Raw genomic sequence first — 22,013 nt, forward strand, 5'->3', positions numbered from 1 at the left:
TTTAACCATTACCATAGAGGCCCCTAATATCCGATACCCTGCGAAAGCCTGCATCCAGTAACGATAAACAGACCACTCCCTTTCTTTTATTCAATTTCTGACCCCAATTCTATATTCCCTGTGAACGCTTCGGCCGAACAGCCATGATGCCAGTAACTGGCATTAGATCTCCAGATATAAATGGAAATTAATAAAACAACTATATCATAATCTCAAACAAAAGGCAATCCAAAAGCCTTATCGAACCTTCCGGAATCAAGTCATGTTTTTCCTCACACCGCCAGTACACAGCCCGAGGCCTTCCGGGTGGTCCGGGGAGCAGGAGGGACGGGAGAACGAACGGTTTCCTTTTCCGAGGTTCGCTGGAACTAAAGCAGAAAGACGGGAAAAAGCGGCGGATCGTGCACATGGAGGAGAAGTCCATCAGGAGTTCTCCGTAATTTGCGCGATCCGCCACTTTTTCCCGTCTTTCTGTTTTAGGGCGTACCCCCCGGCTTATTCAATCACATGAATCCACCCTTCAGGCGCCTCAATTCTTCCCATCTGAATCCCGGTCAATGTATCATACAGCTTCTTCGTCACTTCTCCCATCTCGCTCATACCGCTCGGCAGGCAGATCTCTCTCTCATGATCCACAATCTTGCCCACCGGGGAGATAACGGCCGCAGTACCACACAGTCCGCATTCCGCGAAGTCCTTCACCTCTTCCAAAAGCACTTCTCTCTCCTCCACTTCCAGTCCCAGATAGTCCCTGGCAACCACCATCAGGGAACGGCGTGTGATTGACGGCAGAATGCTTTCAGACTTCGGAATAACCACCTTCTTATCTTTAGTCACGAACAGGAAGTTGGCTCCGCCTGTCTCCTCCACCTTCGTTCTCGTTGCGGGGTCTAAATACATATTCTCGTCAAATCCGGCGCGGTGGGCTTCCATGATCGCATGTAAGCTCATGGCATAGTTTAAGCCTGCCTTGATATGGCCTGTGCCGTGAGGCGCCGCACGGTCGAAATCGCTGACACAGATGGTGAGCGGTTTCACGCCGCCCTTGAAGTAAGGACCTACCGGTGTGGTAAAAATCCGGAACTGGTATTCATCCGCCGGCTTCACGCCAATAACCGGATTGCTTCCAAACATATACGGTCTGACATAAAGCGTCGCTCCGCTTCCAAATGGCGGCACGTATGCGGCATTGGCCGCCACTGCCTTCGTAACGGCCTCCACGAAACGCTCCTTCGGGAATACCGGCATCTCAAGCCTTCTGGCGGAATTCTCCATACGCTCTCCGTTTAAGTCCGGACGGAAGGTTACAATACGGCCATCCTCGGTAGTATATGCTTTCAATCCCTCGAAAATCGTCTGCGCATACTGCAGAACACCTGCGCACTCATTTAATACAATATTCGCATCCTCGGTCAGAGTACCCTCATCCCAAGCTCCGTCTTTAAAATTGGATACATATCTTTTTTCTGTCTGTATATATCCAAATCCTAAATTTCCCCAGTCGATGTTCTTCTTTTCCATACGTATCTTCCTCTTTCCCTCGTTGATTTGTTTCCTGATTCATTTTTAATTCAATTCTTAATTTTTTTCATTATTATACTTTTCCATATAAAAGTCAAGACATTTTCCTCAGGAACCAAAGATCGAATAAAAGCCATAACTCTGAGTTATATAACGAGGCAGTTCCATTCTAACGGTTTTCATCGGATTCACGGTCTGGCAGATGATCAGATTGCCTGTCATCGTCAGAAGCATGCCGGCATCCGAAACCTCCATTCCAATCTTTTCTCTCATGAAATCATACATCTGTCTCGTCGCGGCCCGCCAGGCGCCTTCCACATCTTCCGCCGATGCGATGGTGATCAGACGGTCCTCCGTCTCGATCATGGGATATGGGACGCAGTACTCATTCCGCACCACATCGACGCGAACCGTAGCCCGGCCTTCGATCTCCAGGCCGCAGTCCTCCACTTCCCCGTCGCCCATGATGGCGTGGAAATCACCCATGGACAGAAGGCCGCCCTCGGCAAAGACAGGAAGGTACAGCACGGCGCCCTTTTTGATCTGGGTGCAGTCCATATTTCCGCCGTGATCCATGGGAGTTATGGTAGAAACGCCCTCTCCCGCCGGCGCCACACCGATCACGCCGATCATCGGCTCCACCGGGATTTCCACTTTGCCGTCGTAGTATGCCTTTCCATCTTTGACAGGAACGCGTTTTAATACCTTTTTCGGAAATTCCGACCTCTCGCTTCCGCTGTTCGGCCCCAGCATCACAATGCCGACAGGTCCCAGCTCGATATCCAGAATCTCGATCTTAAGCATGTCCCCCGGCATCGCTCCCTCAATGTACAGAGGGCCGGTGGCCGGATTCCCCGGTTTTCTCACCACATTTTCAAAGGTGGCCTCCTCCGGCAGGAACTGGTTCGTAAAGCAGTCATACGTCTCAAATACCACCGTCTCTCCCGCCTGAATGGAAGCACAGGCTGCATTGTCCTTTGAGAGCACGTTCGTTATAAATTCTTTTGTTATCACTTTCATCTCTATTCTCCCTGACCCTGTTTATTTTTTCTTACCGCTGAGCTCCGGCCACACCGTAATCAGCATGGTGATGAAGCAGGCCGCCCCGCCGATAAAGTTGGACACCGGTTCCGCCATAAGCACGCCGTCTGTTCCCAGTCCAAACATCAGAGGAAGGACCAGCATAAGCGGAATCACGATGATCACTTTCCTGAAAATCGAGAAGAACACCGCATTCTTCGCTTTTCCCAGCGCCACAAACACGGATTGGCCGGCGAACTGAAGCGACATCATGAAAAAGCCGAAATAGTAGATCCGCATGGCCGGAATTCCTTCCCTGACCAGATCCGCGTCCTGATTGAAGATGCGGATAAAGAATTCCGGAAAGCCATGGACAAACAGCCACATAACCGTCGTATAGGCGATGGAGACCACCGAAATGAATACAATGGCCCGTTTCACCCGCTTATACTCTCCCGCCCCGTAATTGAATCCCATCACCGGCTGCGCGCTGTTAGTCAGGCCATTAACCGGCATGGAAATGATTTCCCGGACAGAGTTGATCACGGTCATGATCCCTACGTACAGATCTCCGCCATAATGCTGCAGTGACGCATTGTACATGATCTGTACCGAGCTGTTGGTGATCGCCATGGTAAAGCCCGACATGCCGAGGGCCACGATGTTCTTCATCCGCTGCTTCTTCAGCCGGAACGCTGAAGTTTTCAGCCTTAAAATCGCCTTCCCGCCCGTCAGAAACTTTACGATCCAGAGGGCAGACAGAAACTGGGACAGTATCGTGGCAAGCGCCGCCCCTCTTACTCCCATATGAAAGGTAAAGATAAAGATCGGGTCCAGAATAATGTTGGCGACCGCTCCGAGGAGCACGGTCATCATGCCGATGGTACCGAACCCCTGCGAGTTGATAAAGCTGTTCATCCCCAGACCGATCATCACGAAAATACTTCCGAGAAGATAGATGCTTATGTACTGATCCGCATACGGATACGTGTTGTCACTGGCCCCGAACAGATAGAGCATGGGCTTTTTGAGGGCCAGTCCCACCACAGTCAGCCCGATTCCGAATATTACCATCAGGACGAAGGAGTTGCCCATGATCAGCTCCGCCTCCTCCTTATTGCCGCGGCCGCGTTCGATGGAGCACAGCGGTGCCCCACCCATGCCAAATAAATTGGCGAACGCGATAACCATGGAAATAATGGGCAGACAGAGCCCCAGACCGGTTAGGGCCAGCGTGGCATTCTCCGGAATCCGCCCGATGTAGATCCTGTCGATAATATTATAGAGTACATTGATCAGCTGGGCCATGGTCATAGGGACCGCCAGCTTCATGATATTTGATACGATGCTGCCTTTTGAAAAATCATTTGCTGTGTCTGACATGGTGTTTCAATCCTTTTACCTGTAACATTTCTATCTATCATATCACTAACCGCCGCATTTGCAAAGTGCTTTATCCCCTGCTGCCGGCAGGCGTTCCCGGTCGGTCTTCCAGGTCAGTGCTCCTGATCAGCCCTCCAGGTCAGTGTTCCCTCAGGACATTGATCTGCCATCCGATGCCGTACCGGTCCGTCACCATACCGAAACAGCTGCTCCATGCTGTCTCCGAAAGCTCCATCTCTGCCTTACCGCCTTCCTTCAGATGCCCGAAGATCTTCCTGGCCGTCTCTTCGTCCTCCGGCATGAGAGCGATCGTAATGTGGTTTCCCTGTTCATACGGCATACCCGGAAATGTATCGGAAAACATCAGTTTCTTTCCCTTCACAGTGATCTCCGTATGCATAATCAGCTTCTTCGCCTCCTCCGGCATCGGCCATGCGGGATTCTCCCCACTCTCCCCGAAGGTCAGAAACTTCGGCTGCTCCGCTCCGAACGCCTTCGCATAAAATTCCACCGCCTCCCGGCAGCTTCCGTTAAAACGGATATAGGGTGTAAATTCCATCCTGTGTTCCTCCTTGGATTCTAAGATGGAATTAGTATAACCGGATATCCATTTCTTTATCATTTTTCCAGATTTGCCTCCGGTGAGTGGGACATGCTCCGAAAAAACGCTTCCGCCCATTCGTCCTCCCTGTGTTCACAGGAAGCCGTTATCAGTGCGATCTGATATCCGCCTGCCACTTCCCCCACATACTGGCTGCACGGACCGTCCGTCTCATGCTCTGTGGTTCCGGCAAACGCAAACCGGTACGCTAAGCAGCCATTCTCTCCGCTTATCGGTTCTCCCTCTGCGCCGTCGAAAATCCGCTCCGTGATCTCCGGGCTCTCCTCTCTGCTTTTTAACGCCGTAATCCGGATCGCATGCCAGTCCTCCTCCAGACCGTCATACCATAAATGAGAATTGCTGTCCTCATCGTATTCATAGAGATAGGAGCCCGGAACCACAAAGGTCATGGTGCCGATCTTATCCCGCACATTCCCGCGCTTGTAGCCGATGGGATAATCCGGTTCATACACCGGCACATCTGCCACAGCCTCCGGCTCTCTTCCATTTAGCCGGCAGAGCAGGATGTATTCCTCCGTTGGAAATGGAAGGCCCCGGTCTAAGAGAAGGGCTTTTTCCAGATCATCAATAATACGGTCATTCATCCGTTTATCCCACTCACTCCTGCTGCCCGGCATGAAACAGCACTCTTCCCACATCAGGCTGAGAGCTGTGTTTCTGTAATATCCCGCATCTCTTCCCGGCTCATTCCAGATAAAAAATTCCTTTGCAAAGGGCTCAATCCCCTCATTTTCCACCCAGCCCAGCATTTTCTGGACTGAGAACCGGCCGAAGGGAGTAAACACGGTGCCAGGAATCTCCTCCGGCGTGTACTGATCCAGATCCCAGCAGAGACCGAAGGACACGGCATCCGGCCATTTTTCTTCCCGCTCCCGGCATACCGCAACCAGGTTTTTCAGCCATCCGTAAAAATGTTCTTCTCTCATCCGTTCAAAATCATGGTCATCCCCATAGCCGGTCTCATCGTCCAGGATAAATTCCAGATCCGTCTCTCTGGCAAGCTCCTCCACGAAGTGAACCGCAGCAGCGTGAAATCCCGCTCCCGCCAGACTGGAGGTGCACTCTCCATAGACCATCTGCGCCGGAATTTCCCCGTCCAGCCCGGAGCTGAACTGAAAAAACACGTCTCCCAGCCGGCAGAATCCCACACGCATACAGTCTTCCTCCTGCCGTACCTCATACCGCTTCTCCTCTCCCAGCATCCGGATCATCTGCTTTACAAACCGTTTATCTTTAACCACTGCCTGGCACGTAAATCCTACACTCATACTTTTTTCCTTTCCCTTCGATCACTCATTTTGGCCGCTCCTTCTGTGCTACTGTTCATTATACTCAGGGAAGCAGTCATTTGTAAAGTATTTGGTATAGTGGCCAGTACAGATAAAAACCTCCCATTTATGCGGATTGCGGGATAATAAATCTGATAAGAGAATTATTCCTTTGCAATCGCATAAATGGGAGGTTTTTCAAGAATTCCATCTGCTCATATTCTATTTACCCGGCAGCGCGGTATTGTTCCGGTTTTCCTGCCGGGCATCAAGCCCCAGCCGCACAAACTGCTCCTTGGGCGCCCCCATTTCCTCCATGCACCGGATCAGAAGCGTCCGATACTGTTGTTCTAAGGGACCATCGTCCGCCAGATTGTTCTTCTGCTCCCCGTCCTCTGCCTCAAACAACAGATTTCCATACCGGGATGAGCTTCCTGGAACTCTGCACGGGATCTTTAACACTCTACTTCCGTGGGAATATCTCCCGCCGTCTGTCAGTTCCATCTCATCAATGCACACCTGCGGTATAAAACCGCGCATCGCAGTCGGCATAAGCGTATAATTATACAAGGGCTGATTGTCGTCAGAGGAGGCGCATTTCATATAAACATACTTCCCGTCCGTTACGTTTACATGGCCTCCATGGATTCCAAATACCGCGGTTTCACGAACCGGCTTTTCGTCCGCCAGAACCGGAATCAGGCTTCGTCCGTCCATGGTGTCATCTGCTTCCAGACCGAAGAAATCCATGAGTGTCGGCGCAATATCAATGGTCTGTGCAAGGCCGTCTCTGCGCTCTCCCATCTTTTTGTACCTGGGATCCCAGATAAAAAATGGCAGGTGGGCGATTTCGTCGTAGGCGGGCTGGATGTTCTTTCCCATCCAGTCGTGCTCTCCCAAAAGGAATCCGTGATCGGTATTCACAATCAGCATGGTATCCCTCCACAGACCGTACCGGTCCATGGCGTCCAGCACTTTTCCGAGATACCGGTCACACATCGAAATCAGGGACGCATACTGCTTCCTGATATGGCCGACTTCCCCCCGGTGCTCTGCCGAATCCGTTTTGCGGTAAGCAGGCCAGTCAAAGACCGCACCCTCGTATTCATCCTCATAAAGCTGCCGGTATTCCTGCGGACAGATAAAAGGCTCATGAGGATCGAAGCACTCGATCTGTAACAGCCAGTCATCCTTCTCATGGAATTCCTTAATAAAATCGAGGCCCGCAGTCACCGTCTTAACGGAAGGCATATCCTTTTCTTCCGGCTGAAATCTGCGGTTAGTCCAGTTCTGTCTGACCGAGTCACCGGTTTTGGAGAGGCGGCCGAGAGGCGGCACCGGATTCTCACCCAGCGAGGGCTTCCACCGGTCCCCTTCCTGTCCGCGGAATCCCTCCCAGGTCGAGTACCGGTTGTGATACGTCGCACCGCCATCCTCCCAGTAATGGGAGTGATCTGTCACCAAATGGGTATATACACCGTGTTCCTTTAACCGCTCCATCACCGAAACATCAAAGGGTTCCAGCGGTCCCCACATACGGTGCAGAAAGCTGCATCTGCCCGTATGCAGATCCCGCCTGGCCGGCATACACGGAAGACTGGCTGCATAAAAGTTATCAAAGGTCACTGTATGCGCTTCCAGGCGCTTAAACTCCGGGGTATGCACCCATTCATTTCCGTAAGCAGAAAGATATTTTCTGGTCAGAGTATCAAACATCATGATAATTGCTTTCATCTAATTATTCCTCTTTTCGTCAGCATGTGGAAATACAGAGCAGGCCATCCTCACAGCTGATCTTCGCACCATTTTCCGTCCCCGCTCCGTCGCCTGTCTGCGCCAGAACTGTCACCGCCTGATAAGCCGGCGTATTGCTGATAATCACAGGTGTTGTCAGTGAATATCCGGCCTGTTTGATTTTTTCCATGTCAAACTCTACGAGAAGCTGTCCCTTCCGGACCCTGTCTCCCTGCGCGGCATGTGCTTTAAAGCCATCACCGTTCAGCTTCACCGTATCCATTCCGATATGAATCAGGATCTCCACACCTTCGTCAGAGGTGATCCCAATGGCGTGCAGGGTAGGAAAAAGAGCTGTCACCACACCGTCCACCGGCGCATGTACTCTGCCCTCAGACGGGATCACTGCTGCTCCCATTCCCATCACGCCGCAGGAAAATGCCTCATCCTCAACCTGATCAAGCGGAATCACCCGCCCCCTTAGAGGACTGTTTATAACAATATCGGAGGCGGACGAAGATGCAGAGTCCTCTTTCTTCTCCGGACTCAGTCCGAAAAACCATGTCAGAATAAATCCAAGCCCGCCGGAAATCACAATCGCCAGCAGATACCCGTACAGACTTCCGTCAATCCCTGTCTCAGGATTGATATAGCTGGGAATGGAGAATATCCCCATACCGCCGGCCATAAATGCCTTTGTCTGAAATGCGCCCATAATCACTCCGCCCAGGGCCGAGCAGAGCAGCGTAATAATAAACGGACGTTTCAGCGGAAGCGTCACTCCGTATATGGATGGTTCGGATACCCCGAACAGACTGGATATACAGGCCGGCCAGCAAATCCCCTTCATCTTCTTATCCTTTGTGCGCAGGGCTACTGCAAGAACCACACACGCCGTGACAATAGGCGTGGCTGATTTGAGTACCGTAACCGCGTCATAGCCGTATGTTACGAGATTATTTAAGCCGACAGGCGCCATTCCCCAGTGAAGCCCGAACATGACCAGAAGCTGCCACGTTCCGCCCAGAAGAAAGCCTGCCGCCATCGGGCTCAAACCGTAGATCGCCATCGTAACCGCACCCACAATCTGGCTCATCCAGGTCGCTGCAGGCCCAATCACCAGAAATGTGGCCGGCACAATGATCAGGAGCGTAATACACGGTGTCAGAAATCCCTTCACCACATCGGGAAGGATCTTCTTAATCCGGTTCTGCAGCCTGGCCGCAAAGTACACGGCAATAATCACGGGAATTACGCTGGAGGAATACCGCATCAGCAGCACCGGCAGACCTAAAAACTTTAAGTGAACCGGCGACTGCAGTATCGTCCCCTCCATCACCTTAAATAATGGTTCCCCTGCCATAATTGCAGTCAGGCTGGGATATACGAGACATGCGCCGATCGTCATTCCCACGAACTCATTCAGTTTAAATTTTTTTGCTGCCGTAAACCCTAAATACATGGGCAGGAAATAGAACATGCTGTCGCCAATGATATAGAGAAGCTGATACGTCCCGGAGGCGGTGCTTAAGATTCCCAGCGCCGCAAGCATACCGGTCAGTCCCTTAATCATACCGGTAGCCGCCAGAACGCCCAGAACCGGAGTGAACAGTCCAGAAACGATATCGATAAGACGGCTCATCAATCCGCCTTTCTGCTCCGGCTTCTCCTCCTGCGAAACGGCATTTCCAAATCCACCGGCTTCCAGCACAGCGTCATACACCTCCGCCACCTGATTGCCGATCACCACCTGATACTGACCGCCGCTCTGAATCACGGTTACCACACCATCCATGGCTTTCAATCTTTCCGTGTCGGCCTTTCCCTCGTCCTTTAACCGAAAACGAAGGCGCGTGACGCAGTGAACCACATCGATCACATTTTCTTTTCCGCCCACGTGACGGATGATGTCTCTTGCCAGACTATCGTATTTCATATCCATTTCCCCCTTTTAGAGATTTTCTCCATTGCTCTCAATTACATTTTTATACCAGTAGAAGGAGTCCTTGCGCAGCCGTTTCATGCTGCCGCTGCCGTCATCATGGCGGTCCACATAGACGAAGCCATAGCGTTTGGCCATCTCTCCTGTCGACGCGCTCACCAGATCGATGGCGCTCCAGACCGTATATCCCATCAGATCCACTCCGTCCTCCACGGCTTCCCGCATCTGCCTGATATGCTGTCTCAAGTACTCAATCCGATACGTATCGTGGATCCGGCCGTCTTCCTCCACCGTGTCTTCCGCTCCCAGGCCATTTTCCACCACCATGACAGGAATCCGGTAACGTCCGTAAATATCGTTCAGCGCGGTCCTGAGTCCGACCGGATCGATCTGCCAGCCCCACGCGCTCGACTGTAAATAGGGATTTGCGGCTCCTCCAGCCAGATTGCCGGACGAGGCCTTTTCCGGATTGGTTCCCCAGCAGGAAGAGGTATAATAACTGAAGCTGTAGAAATCCACCGTCCCTTTTTTCAGTATCTCCTCGTCCCCCGGCTCCATCTGAATGGAGATGCCGTTTTCCTTAAAAAACCTGCGGGCAAAATGCGGATACTCACCTCTTACCTGTACATCCGCGCAAAACTGGTTTCCCATCTGTTCTTTCTGTTTTGCTCCCAGGACATCCTCGGGACGGCAGGTCAGAGGGTATGTCACCATATAGGCAATCATACATCCGATAGAAAAATCAGGCCGGATGGAGTGTCCGAGACTGACCGCCATGGCACTGGCCACAAACTGGTGATGAAGCGCCTGAAACCGTTTTTCCGGAATATCCGTCTGCTTTGTAAATTCCTCCGTCCCCGGATTTAAAATTCCGAGAGAAAGGAAATTGCCCGCAGGTATCATACCACAGTTAATTTCATTAAAGGTCAGCCAGTAGCGGACCTGATCACGGTATCTGGTAAACAGCGTTTCACAGTAACGGAGATAACATCCGATGGTCTCCCTGCCGGCCCAGCCATTATATGCTTTTGTAAGTCCGTAAGGCATTTCATAGTGGGAAATCGTCACAAATGGTTCGATTCCGTATTTTCTGCACTCCGCAAATACCCTGTCATAAAACCGGAGTCCTTCCTCGTTTGGCGTCTTCTCCAGGCCGGTCGGATAAATTCTGCTCCAGTTTATGGACAGCCGATACACTTTGAACCCCATCTCCGCGAATAAACGGATATCCTCCTGATACCTGTGGTAAAAATCCACGGCCTCATGACTGGGATAAAAGACCCCGTTCTCCTGCCTCACGGTGATTCGTTTCGATTTATATCTGGAGCCTCCTGTGCATAAATCCGATGCGGACGGCCCTTTTCCGTCCTCGTCCCATGCGCCCTCCACCTGATTCGCGGCGGCAGCCCCGCCCCATAGAAATTCTTTCTGAAACATTTTCCTATACACCTCTCCCTCTTTTTTTCCAGCTTAACCGTTCGGGACAATTTATTCAAGAACCGGGAAACATTCTGGTTGTTTGTTTCACTCTTTCCTGATATCTGATATAATTACCGTGAAACAGATTTTCAATCTATACGCCATGGAAAGGTGGTTTTCCAATGAATATCCTGGAACAGCTCAGAGAGGCAGAACATTTTTCTTCTGCAGAACAGAATATTATCCGTTATTTGCTGCAATATCCTGAAACCATTATCAATTTTTCGGTCCGTGATCTGGCGAAAGCCAGCTATACCAGTCCCTCTACCGTCACGCGGCTGGTTAAGAAGTTAGATGACGGACATGGTTTTTCTCATTTTAAGGCACGCTTTTTCAGTGAGATCAACTCCGTATTTCTCGCCTCCGGAGACAGGACGATTAACACGAATGAAACGGTTCACTCCATTGTACAGAAGATCGCGGATCTTGAACAAACCGCCATCGAGCAGACAAAGCAGTCCATCGACTATCAGACGCTTGTGCGGGCGGCGAATTTAATCAACTCCTGCAGTCAGCTGGAGTTCTTCGGTTTTGGCGACAACCTGCATTTGGTCAAACCACAGATGTACCGCCTGCTCTCCATGGGCTACCGTGTCGTCATCCACGATCCCAATAACGCCCAGTATTATCAGGCAATCTCGACACCGGCCGATGCGGCCGCCATCCTGGTCAGCCATACGGGGAACAACCGGCGTCTGCTCGATATCACATCAATTCTAAAACAACGGAAGGCCAAAACCATTATACTTACGCCTGCCAACACACCGCTTTCCAGAATTGCCGACGAATGGATCGAGATACAGGATTCAGGGGTGAATGACATAAACGGAAACATTGTCTATGAACTGTCCGTACAGTTTATTTTAAACGTATTATGCGGAATCGCATACTCCAAAAATTATGAACGCAACCATGAAATCCTGGCCAGATATCTAAACTCGTATCAAAAATTTATTTACTGACCTCTGTGAAGTAATTCATTCGCTCATCAGAAGTAAAATATGATAAAATAAAATATGGTAATAAAAAATCAAATGCTGGGAGGGATATACTTGTTAAGTAATGATGCTGAAGCAAGATTAAAAGAATTCAATGATACCGCATTTCCGAAAGAGATGATCACTATCACTGACCGCGTCCGGATCGCGGTCGGCTGGGGGCACAGCAACTGTATTATCGTGGAAGGGGATACGTCCCTGATTCTAATCGATACTCTGGATTCCGACGCCAGAGCCGCACGCCTGAAGGACGAGCTGTCCCGTCTGACGGATAAACCCGTAAAGACCATTATCTTCACTCACGGCCATCCGGATCACCGGGGCGGCTGCGGAGCGTTCCGGGACACGGTGGAGGAGATCATCGCCTTCGCGCCCAAGAAGGCCGTATTAAAAGGGACAGAACGAATTAATCCGATCTTAAACAAAAGGACCTTCCGTCAGTTCGGCTATGGACTGACCGATGAAGAACTCATTACCCAGGGCCTGGGGATCCGGGAAGGCCACGCCATCGGTGACGGCGTCTACTCGTTTCTTCCTCCCACCACACTTTATACAGAAGATTCCGTCAAGCGCACCATCGATGGAGTTGCCTTCGAGCTGGTATCAGCGGTCGGCGAGACGGACGACCAGATCTTTCTCTGGCTTCCGGAGGAGCGGATCATGTGCTGCGGCGACAATTACTACGGCTGCTGGCCCAATCTCTATGCCATCCGCGGCGGACAGTACCGCGACATAGCCGCCTGGGTGGACAGCCTGGAACACATCATGAGTTATCCGGCCGAGGCCCTGCTTCCGGGCCACATGCTTCCGGTCCTGGGACACGACCGGATCACAGAGGTCCTCGGTAATTTTAAGGAGGCCATCCGCTACATCCTGGATGAGACTCTCGCCTGCATCAGCCAGGGGCTTTCCCAGGACAAAACCGCTGCCCGGGTGGTTCTTCCTGAAACCTACCGCAGCCTGCCGTATCTTCAGGAGTATTACGGTACAGTGCAGTGGTCTGTGCGCGCCATCTATCAGGGATATGTGGGATGGTTTGACGGCAATCCGTCCAATTTAAACCGTACTGCACCGGAGAAATACTCCCGCAATCTGATAAAACTGGCCGGCGGAGAGCAGGCCATTTCCACCGCTGTCAAAACGGCTCTGGAGGAGTCGGAATTCCAGTGGGCCTCCGAGCTCTGCGACCTTCTTCTTGGTGCCGGAGACACCGTATCCGAAGAGGGGAAAACAAACGCCCGCCATTGGAAGGCCGAAAGTCTGAGACAACTCTCCAGGCTGGAAACCAGCGCGAACGGGCGCCACTATTATCTCAGCTGTGCAAAAGAGCTGGAAAAGGAATAGGCTCCGTTAAACTTTAGAGTGCTCTTTATAGTGAGTAAAAAAGGATAGGGAAAATACGGTCAATCGCCGTCTTCCCTATCCTTTTCTATCCATTTTTCCCCTCTTACTGATCCCTACTCTTCTATATAACTCATATCATTTACCGATTCCACGGTAAACGTTCCGTTGTCATAGATAATTTTTGTGATGGAGGCATTTCCCAGTTCTCCCGCTGCTGCATCCGGGTCGATGGCAGCCACTGCTGCTGATATGGCCATCCCATGTGAAACCACCAAAACCTGTTTCTGCCCGCGCTCTGCGGCCTCACCCGCGATCTCACGGATTCCGTCCATAACCCGCTTCTGTGCCGTCTCCCACGTCTCCGCGGTTTTGCTCTCATCGGTTTCCGCCATTGCAGTTACCGCTTCTTCAATTTTCAGCTTGCCTCCCATGACCGCTCCCATCATAGCGTCCACACTGTCATAGCTTAGTGCCTTTGCAGCCGGTGTGTATGCTTCCGCCGGCATGGCACCCTCGTAAATTCCGTAGCACACCTCCCGGACTTTGGGATTTCTCTGTAAGGATACCTCCGGCTGTCCGTTATTCTTCAGGATCAGCTCTGCCGTTTCTATTGCTCTGCCGCTGTCACTTGTATAAACCGCATCAAAGGTAATTCCGGCCTTTTTTAACCCGCGTCCCAGTTTTTCAGCCACCGCCGCGCCGTCCTCCGTAAGCGGAGAATCACACCAGCCCTGCATACGCCCTGTCGTATTGAGCATGGTCTTCCCGTGCCGCGTCAAATACAGGGTCACCGGTGCCGGCTCCATGGCCTGCGCCTCGGTCTGTTCTTTCCCCGGTGCCTTCGCGCAGCCTGTCAGGGCCGCTGTTACGCATAAAATCCCCGCCATCATAATTGCCATCACTTTTCTTTGTCTCATTTTCTCTCCTCCGTTGTTTATTGTTCTTATTCGGTCCAGTCAGAATCCGAATCGCACCACCCCTGGTTCTATCTCATTGTAATCATTTTTCCAGGCGCGATCTACGCATATCTTAACCAAATCATACACGGAAATTGACTCTTTCGGCCCTGTCAACGGATTCACGGGGGGCACAGGCAGACAGCAAAAAAATGGCCGCCTCCCGCTGCTGAACGGAATACGGCCATTCGTATCGTATCGACGACTTATACCAATGAGTCGAAGCATTTATATTGATCAGACGCGCTCGGCATATAAATCGAAATTAACAAGCCACTCGCCATCCTCTTTTACTGCAACATCCTGCCAATGAAAATACTTATCCTCAATTTTAACAAAAACCCATTTTCTGCTTTTATCCTCAATGTTTGTGAGAACGATCTTATCATCCTGCTTTGCCGCTTCAAACCGCATAATTTTACCAGTATAACAATATGTGACATCCCAGGCGTGTACGTCGGGCTTGTAGACACGAAGCGTTGTTCCGTATTCAAAGCCGGGCAAGACAATCACATCCTGTATCGCCATTCCCTCAAGAACCCACGAGAAATGCCATTCGCCTTTTATCACGCGGGAATTGCTATTGTCAACATAGTCGATCTTCCAACTGCCAATCAGTTTTCCAAAATAATCAAACTCTTCAGGCAGTGCCTTATTCTTTCCCTCGCTTATGAGTGCTTCAATGAAATGATTCATAAGAAATCCTCCTGTACAATGCAGCTTCTAATTCAAACTCTATCGGTTGATATCCTGGCTTATATTCCTTTAATACCTCAACTGAGCGACGAATATCGTCCCCAGTTAAATTCAGAGAATATCAATTGATTATTATGGTTTCATTTTACAGTAATTTGTACCATTTTACCACCCTCTTTCTATGCTTACTCCATAATTTTCTTACCGTAAAATGGATAAGAAAGAGTGTGGAAAGGGACGTAGGGCGGGATGTCCTCATCCCGCCCTACATTTTACCATATCTCTTTATAAGTTCTTGTGGAACACAGGCGTAAAAAAGCGCCAAACGTATTTTGAAAACTCTGATGCAGAAACGCGCAAACTCGCAAAAATATAGTATTCATGCAGCTTTACGAAGTTTTTATACTTTCACACCAAATAGACCGTTCTACTATTTTTTATATCCAAATTCCGGAATCTTCGTCCAGCGGCCGCGGAGGTAATGGGCGACCAGCTTCGGCTTTCTGTCTCTTGTGAAGATTCCCTTTTTGTTGCCCTGCACCCGGAGAAGGCTCTGGCTGGTTGCAAAATCGGCAAAGTTCCATACCTGCTCGCCTACGAAATTCTCCAGGGAGTCCGCTACCTCGTGATTGACCTTATAGTATTCTACCTGATACTCCTCCGTGTACATCACCGGAGTCGTGTCGTGGAAGCCGCTTACCGTGTCCGCTCCGTATTCTGTATACATGAACGGTTTACCGAGGGAATTCCAGAAGGTCAGTTCTTCCCGGCACAGCTCCTTTGCCATGTCTAAATCGCCGCCGCAGGCATACCAGCCGTAATAGCGGTTTAAGCAGAAGACGTCGCTCAGCTCAATGGTGCAGTCCTCCTTGTAATTAGGCATCTGGACACTGACGATGGTGCAGGGACGTTTCTGAGGATCGGTCTCCCTTGCCAGATCGTATAACGGTTTAAAGTAGGCGTAGGCGCCAGGTCCGCCGGAATCGGCCTCGTTGGCAATACTCCACATGACAACACAGGCGTGATTCTTGTCACGCAGAATCATATCGCGGACTACGTCCATATGGTGTTCGTGCGTCCGGATTCCGCCCTCTTCCGGCGGATCGAAGGTGTTGACCCGCTTTCCGTCCTTGAAGTTCGCACCGCCCCCGAAATTCAAATGAACTCCGACTGCCGGTGTCTCGTCGATCACCACGATTCCCTCTTCATCACACAGACGCATCATCTCTTCGCTGTACGGATAATGGCTGGTGCGGAAGCTGTTGGCTCCCTGCCACTTCATCAGGGAAATATCCTTCGTATTCATAGGCATGTTAAGCCCTCGGCCGGCCGGGAACGTGTCCTCGTGTTTGCCGTAGCCCTTGAAATAGAACGGACGGCCATTGATCAGGAATTTTCCGCCTTCCGTCTTCACGGTGCGGACACCGTAAGGAAGGGAGTAGACATCCTCACCGAAGGTCACTCTCACCTCATATAAATAGGCGCAGAGCGGCTGCCACAGGACAACATCGGAAATCTCCAGGGTACCGTCGGTTCCTTCCGCTTCCGCCGCCAGTCTGCCGTCCTTCGTGTATACGGCGATCTTCGCGGTTCCGTCTCCCACGGTCTCAAGGCGGTAGGCAATACGCGCTGTCGTATTCTCCACCTCCGCGTTTAAGAAGATATCCTGTACATATGAGGACGGAGTCGTATAAAGCTTGACCGGACGTGTAATTCCACAGTAGTTAAAGAAATCGAAGTTGGGATTGTTTCTCTTTCTGGAGGTCTTTCCTCCTCCCATTCCCATTAAGTCTCCCATTCCGCCGCCCGCCTCGCTGCCGACCGGAAGGGTGGTATGGTCGATCCGGTTGTCCACCGCCACCGTCAGGAGATTCTCCCCTTCTCTCAGATACTCGTTGATCTGTACCTCGAACGGGAGGAAGCCTCCCTTATGCTCTGCGATCAGTTCACCGTTTAGATAGACCTTTGCAATGTGTGTAACTGCGGCAAAACGCAGAACCAGACGCTGACCCGTCATGTAGGACGGCACCGCCAGCGTTCTCTGGTAGAAGCACCAGCCGTAATGGTCACGGAACGCTTCTCCCTCTTTTAAATCATTGTAAGACGCCGGAACCGGCATGGTCATCGCTGACTCCAGTGGCCGTTCATACCATTTTTCCTCAAATCCCCGGCCGTCATCCAGCTTAAATGCCCAGACGCCGCTTAAATCCATCAGTCCCCTCGACTGCGTTAAAATCGGATATAACATGTCCCATACACTCCTTTTATTATTCTGTTATCAGTATAACAGATTTCCCGCCAACACTGCTAGGACAGTTTTGACGGGAATCCGGACAATTTTTGGGTTATTTATTCACCAACCGAAGGTTTCGTTCGCATGGTATGGTTCAGCTTTGCAATGGAGACGTATCCCATTGCCACAGTTTTATCACCGAAACGCATGACGCGGTTCTGGTCCTTTTTCATAGGCAGCCATTGGGGAAGGCCGCCGCCGTTGGGATCTCCGGTGCGGATAAAATTGGAAAAGCAGCGCACCATACAGTCCGAAAGCTCGCGGTCCCAGGCCTCAAACGGACGCCAGCTGTTTTCCAGCGTACCGAATTCATACCACAAATCCGCGGAATGCCAGGCGCCCCGGTCATCCCCCGGCAGCTGCCTGTCAAAGAAGAATGCATAGGAAGGGCATCTTCCCAGGTCAGACTGCAGTCTTGCCCATCCCTTTGCCATCTTATGTACAATCGGAGGAACGATATCCTCACTGGTAGAGCCCATGAGATAAGGGATCTCGTGTGCCCCGCCGTTTCTGACGATTTCCATGGCCGGCTCCGGCAAAAACGCACCGTCCACAATCGGGCCGCAGACCATGGCCGCGTCGGGGCGCTCCTTCGACAGTGCATTAAATGCTTCAAAGATTACAGAGGGCTCTGCTTCCCTCAGCCCCTTTCCGCACGCCTCGGTCACCCGAAGGTCCAGCTCACGCCAGAATGGTTCCACATCCTTCAGGGACGCTGCGGCGGCAAATCCTTCCCTCACACCGCCACCGCTCATCATAATGGCTCCGCAGATACTGCCTTTCGTCAGCGGGGAGAGGCAGTGCTGCTGCACGCTCATGGCGCCGGCCGACTGTCCCATCAGGGTGATCCGGTCCGGATTGCCGCCAAACGCGGCGATATTGCGGCGGACCCATGATAAGGCCGCCATCTGGTCGTACATGGCATAATTGCCGGCATGCCCCGCCTCATCCTTCCACTCCTCCATGCAGGCAAATCCGAGAGGTCCCAGGCGGTAGTTGATCGTCACCACAAGGATTCCCTGACGGCAGTAGGCCGCGCCGTCAAAATGTTTCTCATGGCCGCATCCGCCCTTGAATCCGCCTCCGTGAATGTAAAACAGAACCGGTGCGTTCTCCGGCTCCAGCGGCGTCCAGATGTTTAGGAACAGGCAGTCCTCGCTGTAGGTGTAGGACTCTCCCTCCCGGAATTCATGGTAATAAAATGCCTTTTCCGGCACCTTTGCCTCATCATAGAACGCTCTCGGCTGATAAGAACAGTTTCCGAACCTGTCTGCCTCATAGATGCCGTCCCAGTGCGTCACCTCTTCAGGGTACTGGAAACGTTTGGCATTTGCATAGCGGATTCCTTTATAGACAATGCAGTCTCCCTTTGCGGAGACAGTTCCTCGCACAGCTCCGCACGGTGTCCCGATCAGTTTCGACGATTCGCCGGACTCCGGCTGTATTTCTGATTTCATCATTTCCTGTTTCATTTCTTTCCCGATTTCCTTCTCTGTTTCTTTCCCGATTTCGTCCGTCATCTCTTCTGCCCGCCTGCGGCCGGAATCCAGGGATACCGCTCCATAACCTCCTGCTCAAAGGCTTCCAAAGACCTCATTTCCTCTGTAATGGTTCTCATATCCAGGCGCTTTACGATCTCATTGATCAGCATCTCCCCTTCGTCCGCCAGTTCTTTTCTCCTGGCCGCGTCAGGGATCGCAGGCGTACTCATATGATCCTTTGCGTCGCCAAAGCAGTAGCCGATGCTGCCGCTCTGGTAAGCCAGGCTGAACAGATGGTCAAACGGCTTCGTCGTCTGCGGCTCCTGATGGCAGTATTCCGTGGTAAACGGAACATCCTCCAGACGGCCCATCATCTGGTACGCGCCGACTGTGATGGCATGAAAACTGTCCATTGTCTTGAATAAATCCCGCGCACTCTGGAACATCTGCATCGTCAGATCCATATACAGAATCGGGACGCCGGTCTCATCGAAAAAATCCCGGATCATCGGACAGCAGGTCATATGGGCGGGGCCGTGAAAGCTGACGTAAATCTGGCGCTTGAAGCCCTGACGGAGAAGACTTCTCGCAATCGCTCCCAGATAGTCGATGCCTTCCCGCACGCTGACCTGAGTCGTGCCGCGTCCGATGGCCGTGGCCCCGGCGTAGAAATACGGCAGTCCCGTCAGCACCAGCCCGTCAGCCGCCTCCGCCATCCGGAGGGCGAAAGCCTCGCTGATTACCGTTTCGCTGTCAAGGGGCAGTCCCCCGTGGAGTTCCACCGTTCCCACCGGAACAATAATGACATCATTGCGTGTCAGATACGTTTCTGCCTCGTCATTCAGCATCCGGGGCAGAATCCTCGTTCTCATTTCCTCCATCCCTAATCTCCTTTCACCATCTTCTCTTCTGTTTTCTCATCGGTCTTTTCTTCTGCATTTACAGCCAGCTTCCGGCCCAGCCCAAAGATACGTTTTGCATTGCCGCTCACAATGGCCTGACAGGCGGAGATGGAGAGCGCTCCCTCCTCCACCTTCTGATCCAGCCATCCGCCCAGCGGAAATTCCATGTCCACATTTACCATGTCCGTTCCAAACATCAGCCGGTCCTTCCAGGCCTCCAGAAACGCCAGGCCGAATGCCTCATCCCGCATCATGGCGCATCCTCCGCTGTTGGCCGACAAATCTCCATACAAATTCGGATATTTTTCAAACAGCTGACCCAGCCGGCCGCCGGGCGTCACCGGCCCTTTTCCCCACTCATACCGCTCTTCCCGGGATTTCCCCGCGCCGCCCGATATCTCGTGCCAGAATGGCTGGCTGTGGCCGATAAATATCAATTTTGGGTACTTATTTAAAGCCCGTTCCAGAAGGGGCAGCCCCGGCTCATCCACCACACCGTACTGGAAGCCTTCCTCCGGGCTCATATGAAACAACACCGGCAGGCCAAGGGCTTCCGCCGCCTGAAATACCGCCTCTAAAAACGGATGATCCAATCTGTGGTTGACAGCCAGTTCTCCGACACCGACGGCGCCCTCTTCCCGGTACTGCTTTAACCTCTCGTATACCGTCTCCGGTTCCATCTCATCCAGGCCGCACATCCAGGCATACCGGTCCGGATACTGTTCCGCGATTCTTCTGCACGAAGCGTTGGAGCCGAACATCGCCTGTTTCTCGCCCGACGACATGATGATTCCAAACCCGATTCCAAGCTCATCCAGATGCGGCAGCATTTCCGCCCCGCTGGATATCTTCATTCCCAGACCGTCGGGAATCGGATGTTCACTCAAATGAAGATGAATATCGATCTTTTTTTCCATTCCGCATCTCCTCACACCTATGCCTGTTTCTCGCCCTCATCTCTCCGTTTCTTCAGCACCGCGTACATTTCCGTCGTCTTCTTGTTGGTCAGGTTGTATACGAGTCCGATGCCCAGAAGCTCCAGCACGCAGGTCGCTACCGGAATAAAGGTGCAGAGGGAACGAATATGACCGGCGACAGCGGCAGTCTGTGCCTCAATACCGGAAATATAGCCGATCGCGCCCAGTGAGAAGGAAGCGATGGTGGATGCCAGCGTGGAACCGATCTTTCTGGAGAATGTGTAGATGGAGTAAAGGCTTCCGTCGCTGCGCTCTCCGGTCTGGTACTCATGGTAATCGATGCAGTCCGTAACAAACGCCCAGATCAGCATGGTAAATGCCGTCTGTCCGCTGGTCGCCAGGGTGTTGATCACCAGGAATAAGTACACGTTCTGAATCGGCATCATAAACAGAATCAGGGAAATCACAAGGTTGTAGCCGGAGCATACTAAAATGACGTTGCGTTTTCCATATTTCTGGCTCAGCTTCGGGATCAGCGGGAAGAATACCAGCATAATCGGAATACTGATTAAGGACACCAGCGTCAGCACCTGCGGCGCATGATAGAATTCTTTGTAAAGGTAACTTCCCAGCTGGCTGTTGCCGGTGATGAACAGAAGGCTTCCTACCGTTGCCAGCATAACGCCCAGCATTGGACGGTTCTTAAATACACTCTTTAACACCTTGCCGTAATTGAACTTCTCGCCTTCCACCTTCGGCTGACGAACGCGCTCTGTGGTAAAATGCAGCAGCAGGCAGTAGCAGATCATGGATAAGATCCCGAATACCACCGCTACCTTGAAGAAACCACTCGGCACGACTTCGCCCGCTTTGTTGAATACGAACTGAGGAACCAGTGAAATGGCTCCGATTCCGACGATTGTGCCGCCGATGGAACGGGCTCTGGAAAGCTTCGTTCTCTCGATCGGGTCATTGGTCACAACAGAGGCCATGGAGCCAAATGGCATGGAAGTTCCGGTATAGCTCATTCCGTATACGATGTAAGCGAATACGACCCAGACATGTTTCGCCAGGGAACCCCAGCTGCTGACATCAGCAAAACACAGCAGGCCGGATATAGCCAGCGGAATCATTGCAATCTTAATGTAGGGTTTGAATTTGTCCCCGCTCTTGCCTATCTGCCATCTGTCCGGAAAGGAACCGATCATCGGATCGTTAAATGCATCCCACAGCCTTGCAAACAGGAACATACTTCCCATCCATGCTGCCTTGATTCCCAGCACATACGTACAGAATGTGAGGAAAAATGCATCGACATACAGGTTCACAAAGCTGCCCGCCATATCACCGCATACATATCCGATCTGGTCTCTGATTCCAAATTTTCGTATCTCTTTCATAAAACCTCTCCTTTTCTTCCCATAAGACTTGAAATTCTTATGTTCATTTGTTATAGT

General features: G+C 51.6%; 17 protein-coding genes. 2 read left to right on the plus strand and 15 right to left on the minus strand.

The window, feature by feature from the left end:
• Window positions 1–495: 495 nt before the first annotated feature.
• From H8S80_RS21690 to H8S80_RS21725, 8 genes are all read right to left on the minus strand, one after another.
• Window positions 496–1,548, minus strand: coding sequence for a branched-chain amino acid aminotransferase (locus H8S80_RS21690; RefSeq protein WP_320934766.1), 1,053 nt, complete (start codon window positions 1,546–1,548; stop codon window positions 496–498).
• Between the two features lie 81 nt (window positions 1,549–1,629).
• Window positions 1,630–2,541, minus strand: coding sequence for an acetamidase/formamidase family protein (locus H8S80_RS21695; protein WP_117632861.1), 912 nt, complete (start codon window positions 2,539–2,541; stop codon window positions 1,630–1,632).
• Window positions 2,542–2,562: 21 nt separating this feature from the next.
• Window positions 2,563–3,924, minus strand: a complete 1,362-nt coding sequence (locus tag H8S80_RS21700) for an MATE family efflux transporter (protein ID WP_117632862.1) — start codon at window positions 3,922–3,924, stop codon at window positions 2,563–2,565.
• A gap of 139 nt (window positions 3,925–4,063) precedes the next feature.
• Window positions 4,064–4,483, minus strand: a complete 420-nt coding sequence (locus tag H8S80_RS21705; protein WP_002603662.1) for a VOC family protein — start codon at window positions 4,481–4,483, stop codon at window positions 4,064–4,066.
• Window positions 4,484–4,542: 59 nt separating this feature from the next.
• Entirely contained in the window at window positions 4,543–5,814 is a 1,272-nt protein-coding gene (locus tag H8S80_RS21710; protein WP_117632863.1) for a hypothetical protein, read from the minus strand.
• Window positions 5,815–6,036: 222 nt separating this feature from the next.
• Window positions 6,037–7,548, minus strand: a complete 1,512-nt coding sequence (locus H8S80_RS21715; RefSeq protein ID WP_117632864.1) for a sulfatase — start codon at window positions 7,546–7,548, stop codon at window positions 6,037–6,039.
• Between the two features lie 19 nt (window positions 7,549–7,567).
• Window positions 7,568–9,484 (minus strand): beta-glucoside-specific PTS transporter subunit IIABC, encoded by a 1,917-nt coding sequence (locus H8S80_RS21720; protein WP_029466430.1) that lies wholly within the window; start codon window positions 9,482–9,484, stop codon window positions 7,568–7,570.
• Window positions 9,485–9,499: 15 nt separating this feature from the next.
• Window positions 9,500–10,927 (minus strand): glycoside hydrolase family 1 protein, encoded by a 1,428-nt coding sequence (locus H8S80_RS21725; RefSeq protein ID WP_117632865.1) that lies wholly within the window; start codon window positions 10,925–10,927, stop codon window positions 9,500–9,502.
• A gap of 164 nt (window positions 10,928–11,091) precedes the next feature.
• Between H8S80_RS21725 and H8S80_RS21730 the strand changes: the two genes are divergently transcribed.
• Both H8S80_RS21730 and H8S80_RS21735 read left to right on the plus strand, forming a co-directional pair.
• Window positions 11,092–11,931 (plus strand): MurR/RpiR family transcriptional regulator, encoded by an 840-nt coding sequence (locus tag H8S80_RS21730; protein ID WP_002603657.1) that lies wholly within the window; start codon window positions 11,092–11,094, stop codon window positions 11,929–11,931.
• Between the two features lie 90 nt (window positions 11,932–12,021).
• Entirely contained in the window at window positions 12,022–13,311 is a 1,290-nt protein-coding gene (locus tag H8S80_RS21735; protein WP_117632866.1) for an alkyl/aryl-sulfatase, read from the plus strand.
• 113 nt (window positions 13,312–13,424) lie between these two features.
• Here the strand turns inward: H8S80_RS21735 and H8S80_RS21740 are convergent, their stop codons facing one another.
• The 7 genes from H8S80_RS21740 to H8S80_RS21770 form a co-directional block, all read right to left on the minus strand.
• A complete protein-coding gene (locus tag H8S80_RS21740; protein WP_117632867.1) occupies window positions 13,425–14,228 on the minus strand; it encodes a histidine phosphatase family protein in 804 nt (267 codons plus the stop codon).
• Between the two features lie 276 nt (window positions 14,229–14,504).
• Entirely contained in the window at window positions 14,505–14,963 is a 459-nt protein-coding gene (locus tag H8S80_RS21745) for a hypothetical protein (protein ID WP_117632868.1), read from the minus strand.
• 430 nt (window positions 14,964–15,393) lie between these two features.
• A complete protein-coding gene (gene uidA, locus H8S80_RS21750) occupies window positions 15,394–17,211 on the minus strand; it encodes a beta-glucuronidase (protein ID WP_117632869.1) in 1,818 nt (605 codons plus the stop codon).
• Window positions 17,212–17,312: 101 nt separating this feature from the next.
• Window positions 17,313–18,776 carry a carboxylesterase family protein gene (locus H8S80_RS21755; RefSeq protein ID WP_117632870.1) on the minus strand — a complete coding sequence of 488 codons (1,464 nt, stop codon included), beginning with the start codon at window positions 18,774–18,776 and terminating at the stop codon, window positions 17,313–17,315.
• The gene (locus H8S80_RS21760) at window positions 18,773–19,609 is read right to left on the minus strand and encodes a creatininase family protein (protein ID WP_117632896.1); all 837 of its coding nucleotides are present in this window, start codon (window positions 19,607–19,609) and stop codon (window positions 18,773–18,775) included. Before H8S80_RS21760 ends, H8S80_RS21755 begins: the two co-directional genes overlap by 4 nt.
• Before the next feature lie 11 nt (window positions 19,610–19,620).
• The gene (locus tag H8S80_RS21765; protein WP_117632871.1) at window positions 19,621–20,556 is read right to left on the minus strand and encodes an amidohydrolase family protein; all 936 of its coding nucleotides are present in this window, start codon (window positions 20,554–20,556) and stop codon (window positions 19,621–19,623) included.
• 17 nt (window positions 20,557–20,573) lie between these two features.
• Window positions 20,574–21,956: an MFS transporter gene (locus tag H8S80_RS21770; RefSeq protein WP_002603649.1), complete on the minus strand. Its 1,383-nt coding sequence runs from the start codon at window positions 21,954–21,956 to the stop codon at window positions 20,574–20,576.
• Window positions 21,957–22,013: the final 57 nt, after the last annotated feature.

It is taken from the genome of Hungatella sp. L36, assembly GCF_014288035.1.

Excerpts from the sequence above, each read along its gene's own strand:
- H8S80_RS21730 (WP_002603657.1), top strand. The coding sequence starts at position 11,092 with ATGAATATCCTGGAACAGCTCAGAGAGGCAGAACATTTTTCTTCTGCA.
- H8S80_RS21740 (WP_117632867.1), bottom strand. The coding sequence starts at position 14,228 with ATGAGACAAAGAAAAGTGATGGCAATTATGATGGCGGGGATTTTATGC.
- H8S80_RS21760 (WP_117632896.1), bottom strand. The coding sequence starts at position 19,609 with ATGAGAACGAGGATTCTGCCCCGGATGCTGAATGACGAGGCAGAAACG.
- H8S80_RS21710 (WP_117632863.1), bottom strand. The coding sequence starts at position 5,814 with ATGAGTGTAGGATTTACGTGCCAGGCAGTGGTTAAAGATAAACGGTTT.
- H8S80_RS21770 (WP_002603649.1), bottom strand. The coding sequence starts at position 21,956 with ATGAAAGAGATACGAAAATTTGGAATCAGAGACCAGATCGGATATGTA.
- H8S80_RS21705 (WP_002603662.1), bottom strand. The coding sequence starts at position 4,483 with ATGGAATTTACACCCTATATCCGTTTTAACGGAAGCTGCCGGGAGGCG.
- H8S80_RS21745 (WP_117632868.1), bottom strand. The coding sequence starts at position 14,963 with ATGAATCATTTCATTGAAGCACTCATAAGCGAGGGAAAGAATAAGGCA.
- H8S80_RS21720 (WP_029466430.1), bottom strand. The coding sequence starts at position 9,484 with ATGAAATACGATAGTCTGGCAAGAGACATCATCCGTCACGTGGGCGGA.
- H8S80_RS21765 (WP_117632871.1), bottom strand. The coding sequence starts at position 20,556 with ATGGAAAAAAAGATCGATATTCATCTTCATTTGAGTGAACATCCGATT.
- H8S80_RS21715 (WP_117632864.1), bottom strand. The coding sequence starts at position 7,548 with ATGAAAGCAATTATCATGATGTTTGATACTCTGACCAGAAAATATCTT.
- H8S80_RS21695 (WP_117632861.1), bottom strand. The coding sequence starts at position 2,541 with ATGAAAGTGATAACAAAAGAATTTATAACGAACGTGCTCTCAAAGGAC.
- H8S80_RS21700 (WP_117632862.1), bottom strand. The coding sequence starts at position 3,924 with ATGTCAGACACAGCAAATGATTTTTCAAAAGGCAGCATCGTATCAAAT.
- uidA (WP_117632869.1), bottom strand. The coding sequence starts at position 17,211 with ATGTTATATCCGATTTTAACGCAGTCGAGGGGACTGATGGATTTAAGC.
- H8S80_RS21725 (WP_117632865.1), bottom strand. The coding sequence starts at position 10,927 with ATGTTTCAGAAAGAATTTCTATGGGGCGGGGCTGCCGCCGCGAATCAG.
- H8S80_RS21755 (WP_117632870.1), bottom strand. The coding sequence starts at position 18,776 with ATGACGGACGAAATCGGGAAAGAAACAGAGAAGGAAATCGGGAAAGAA.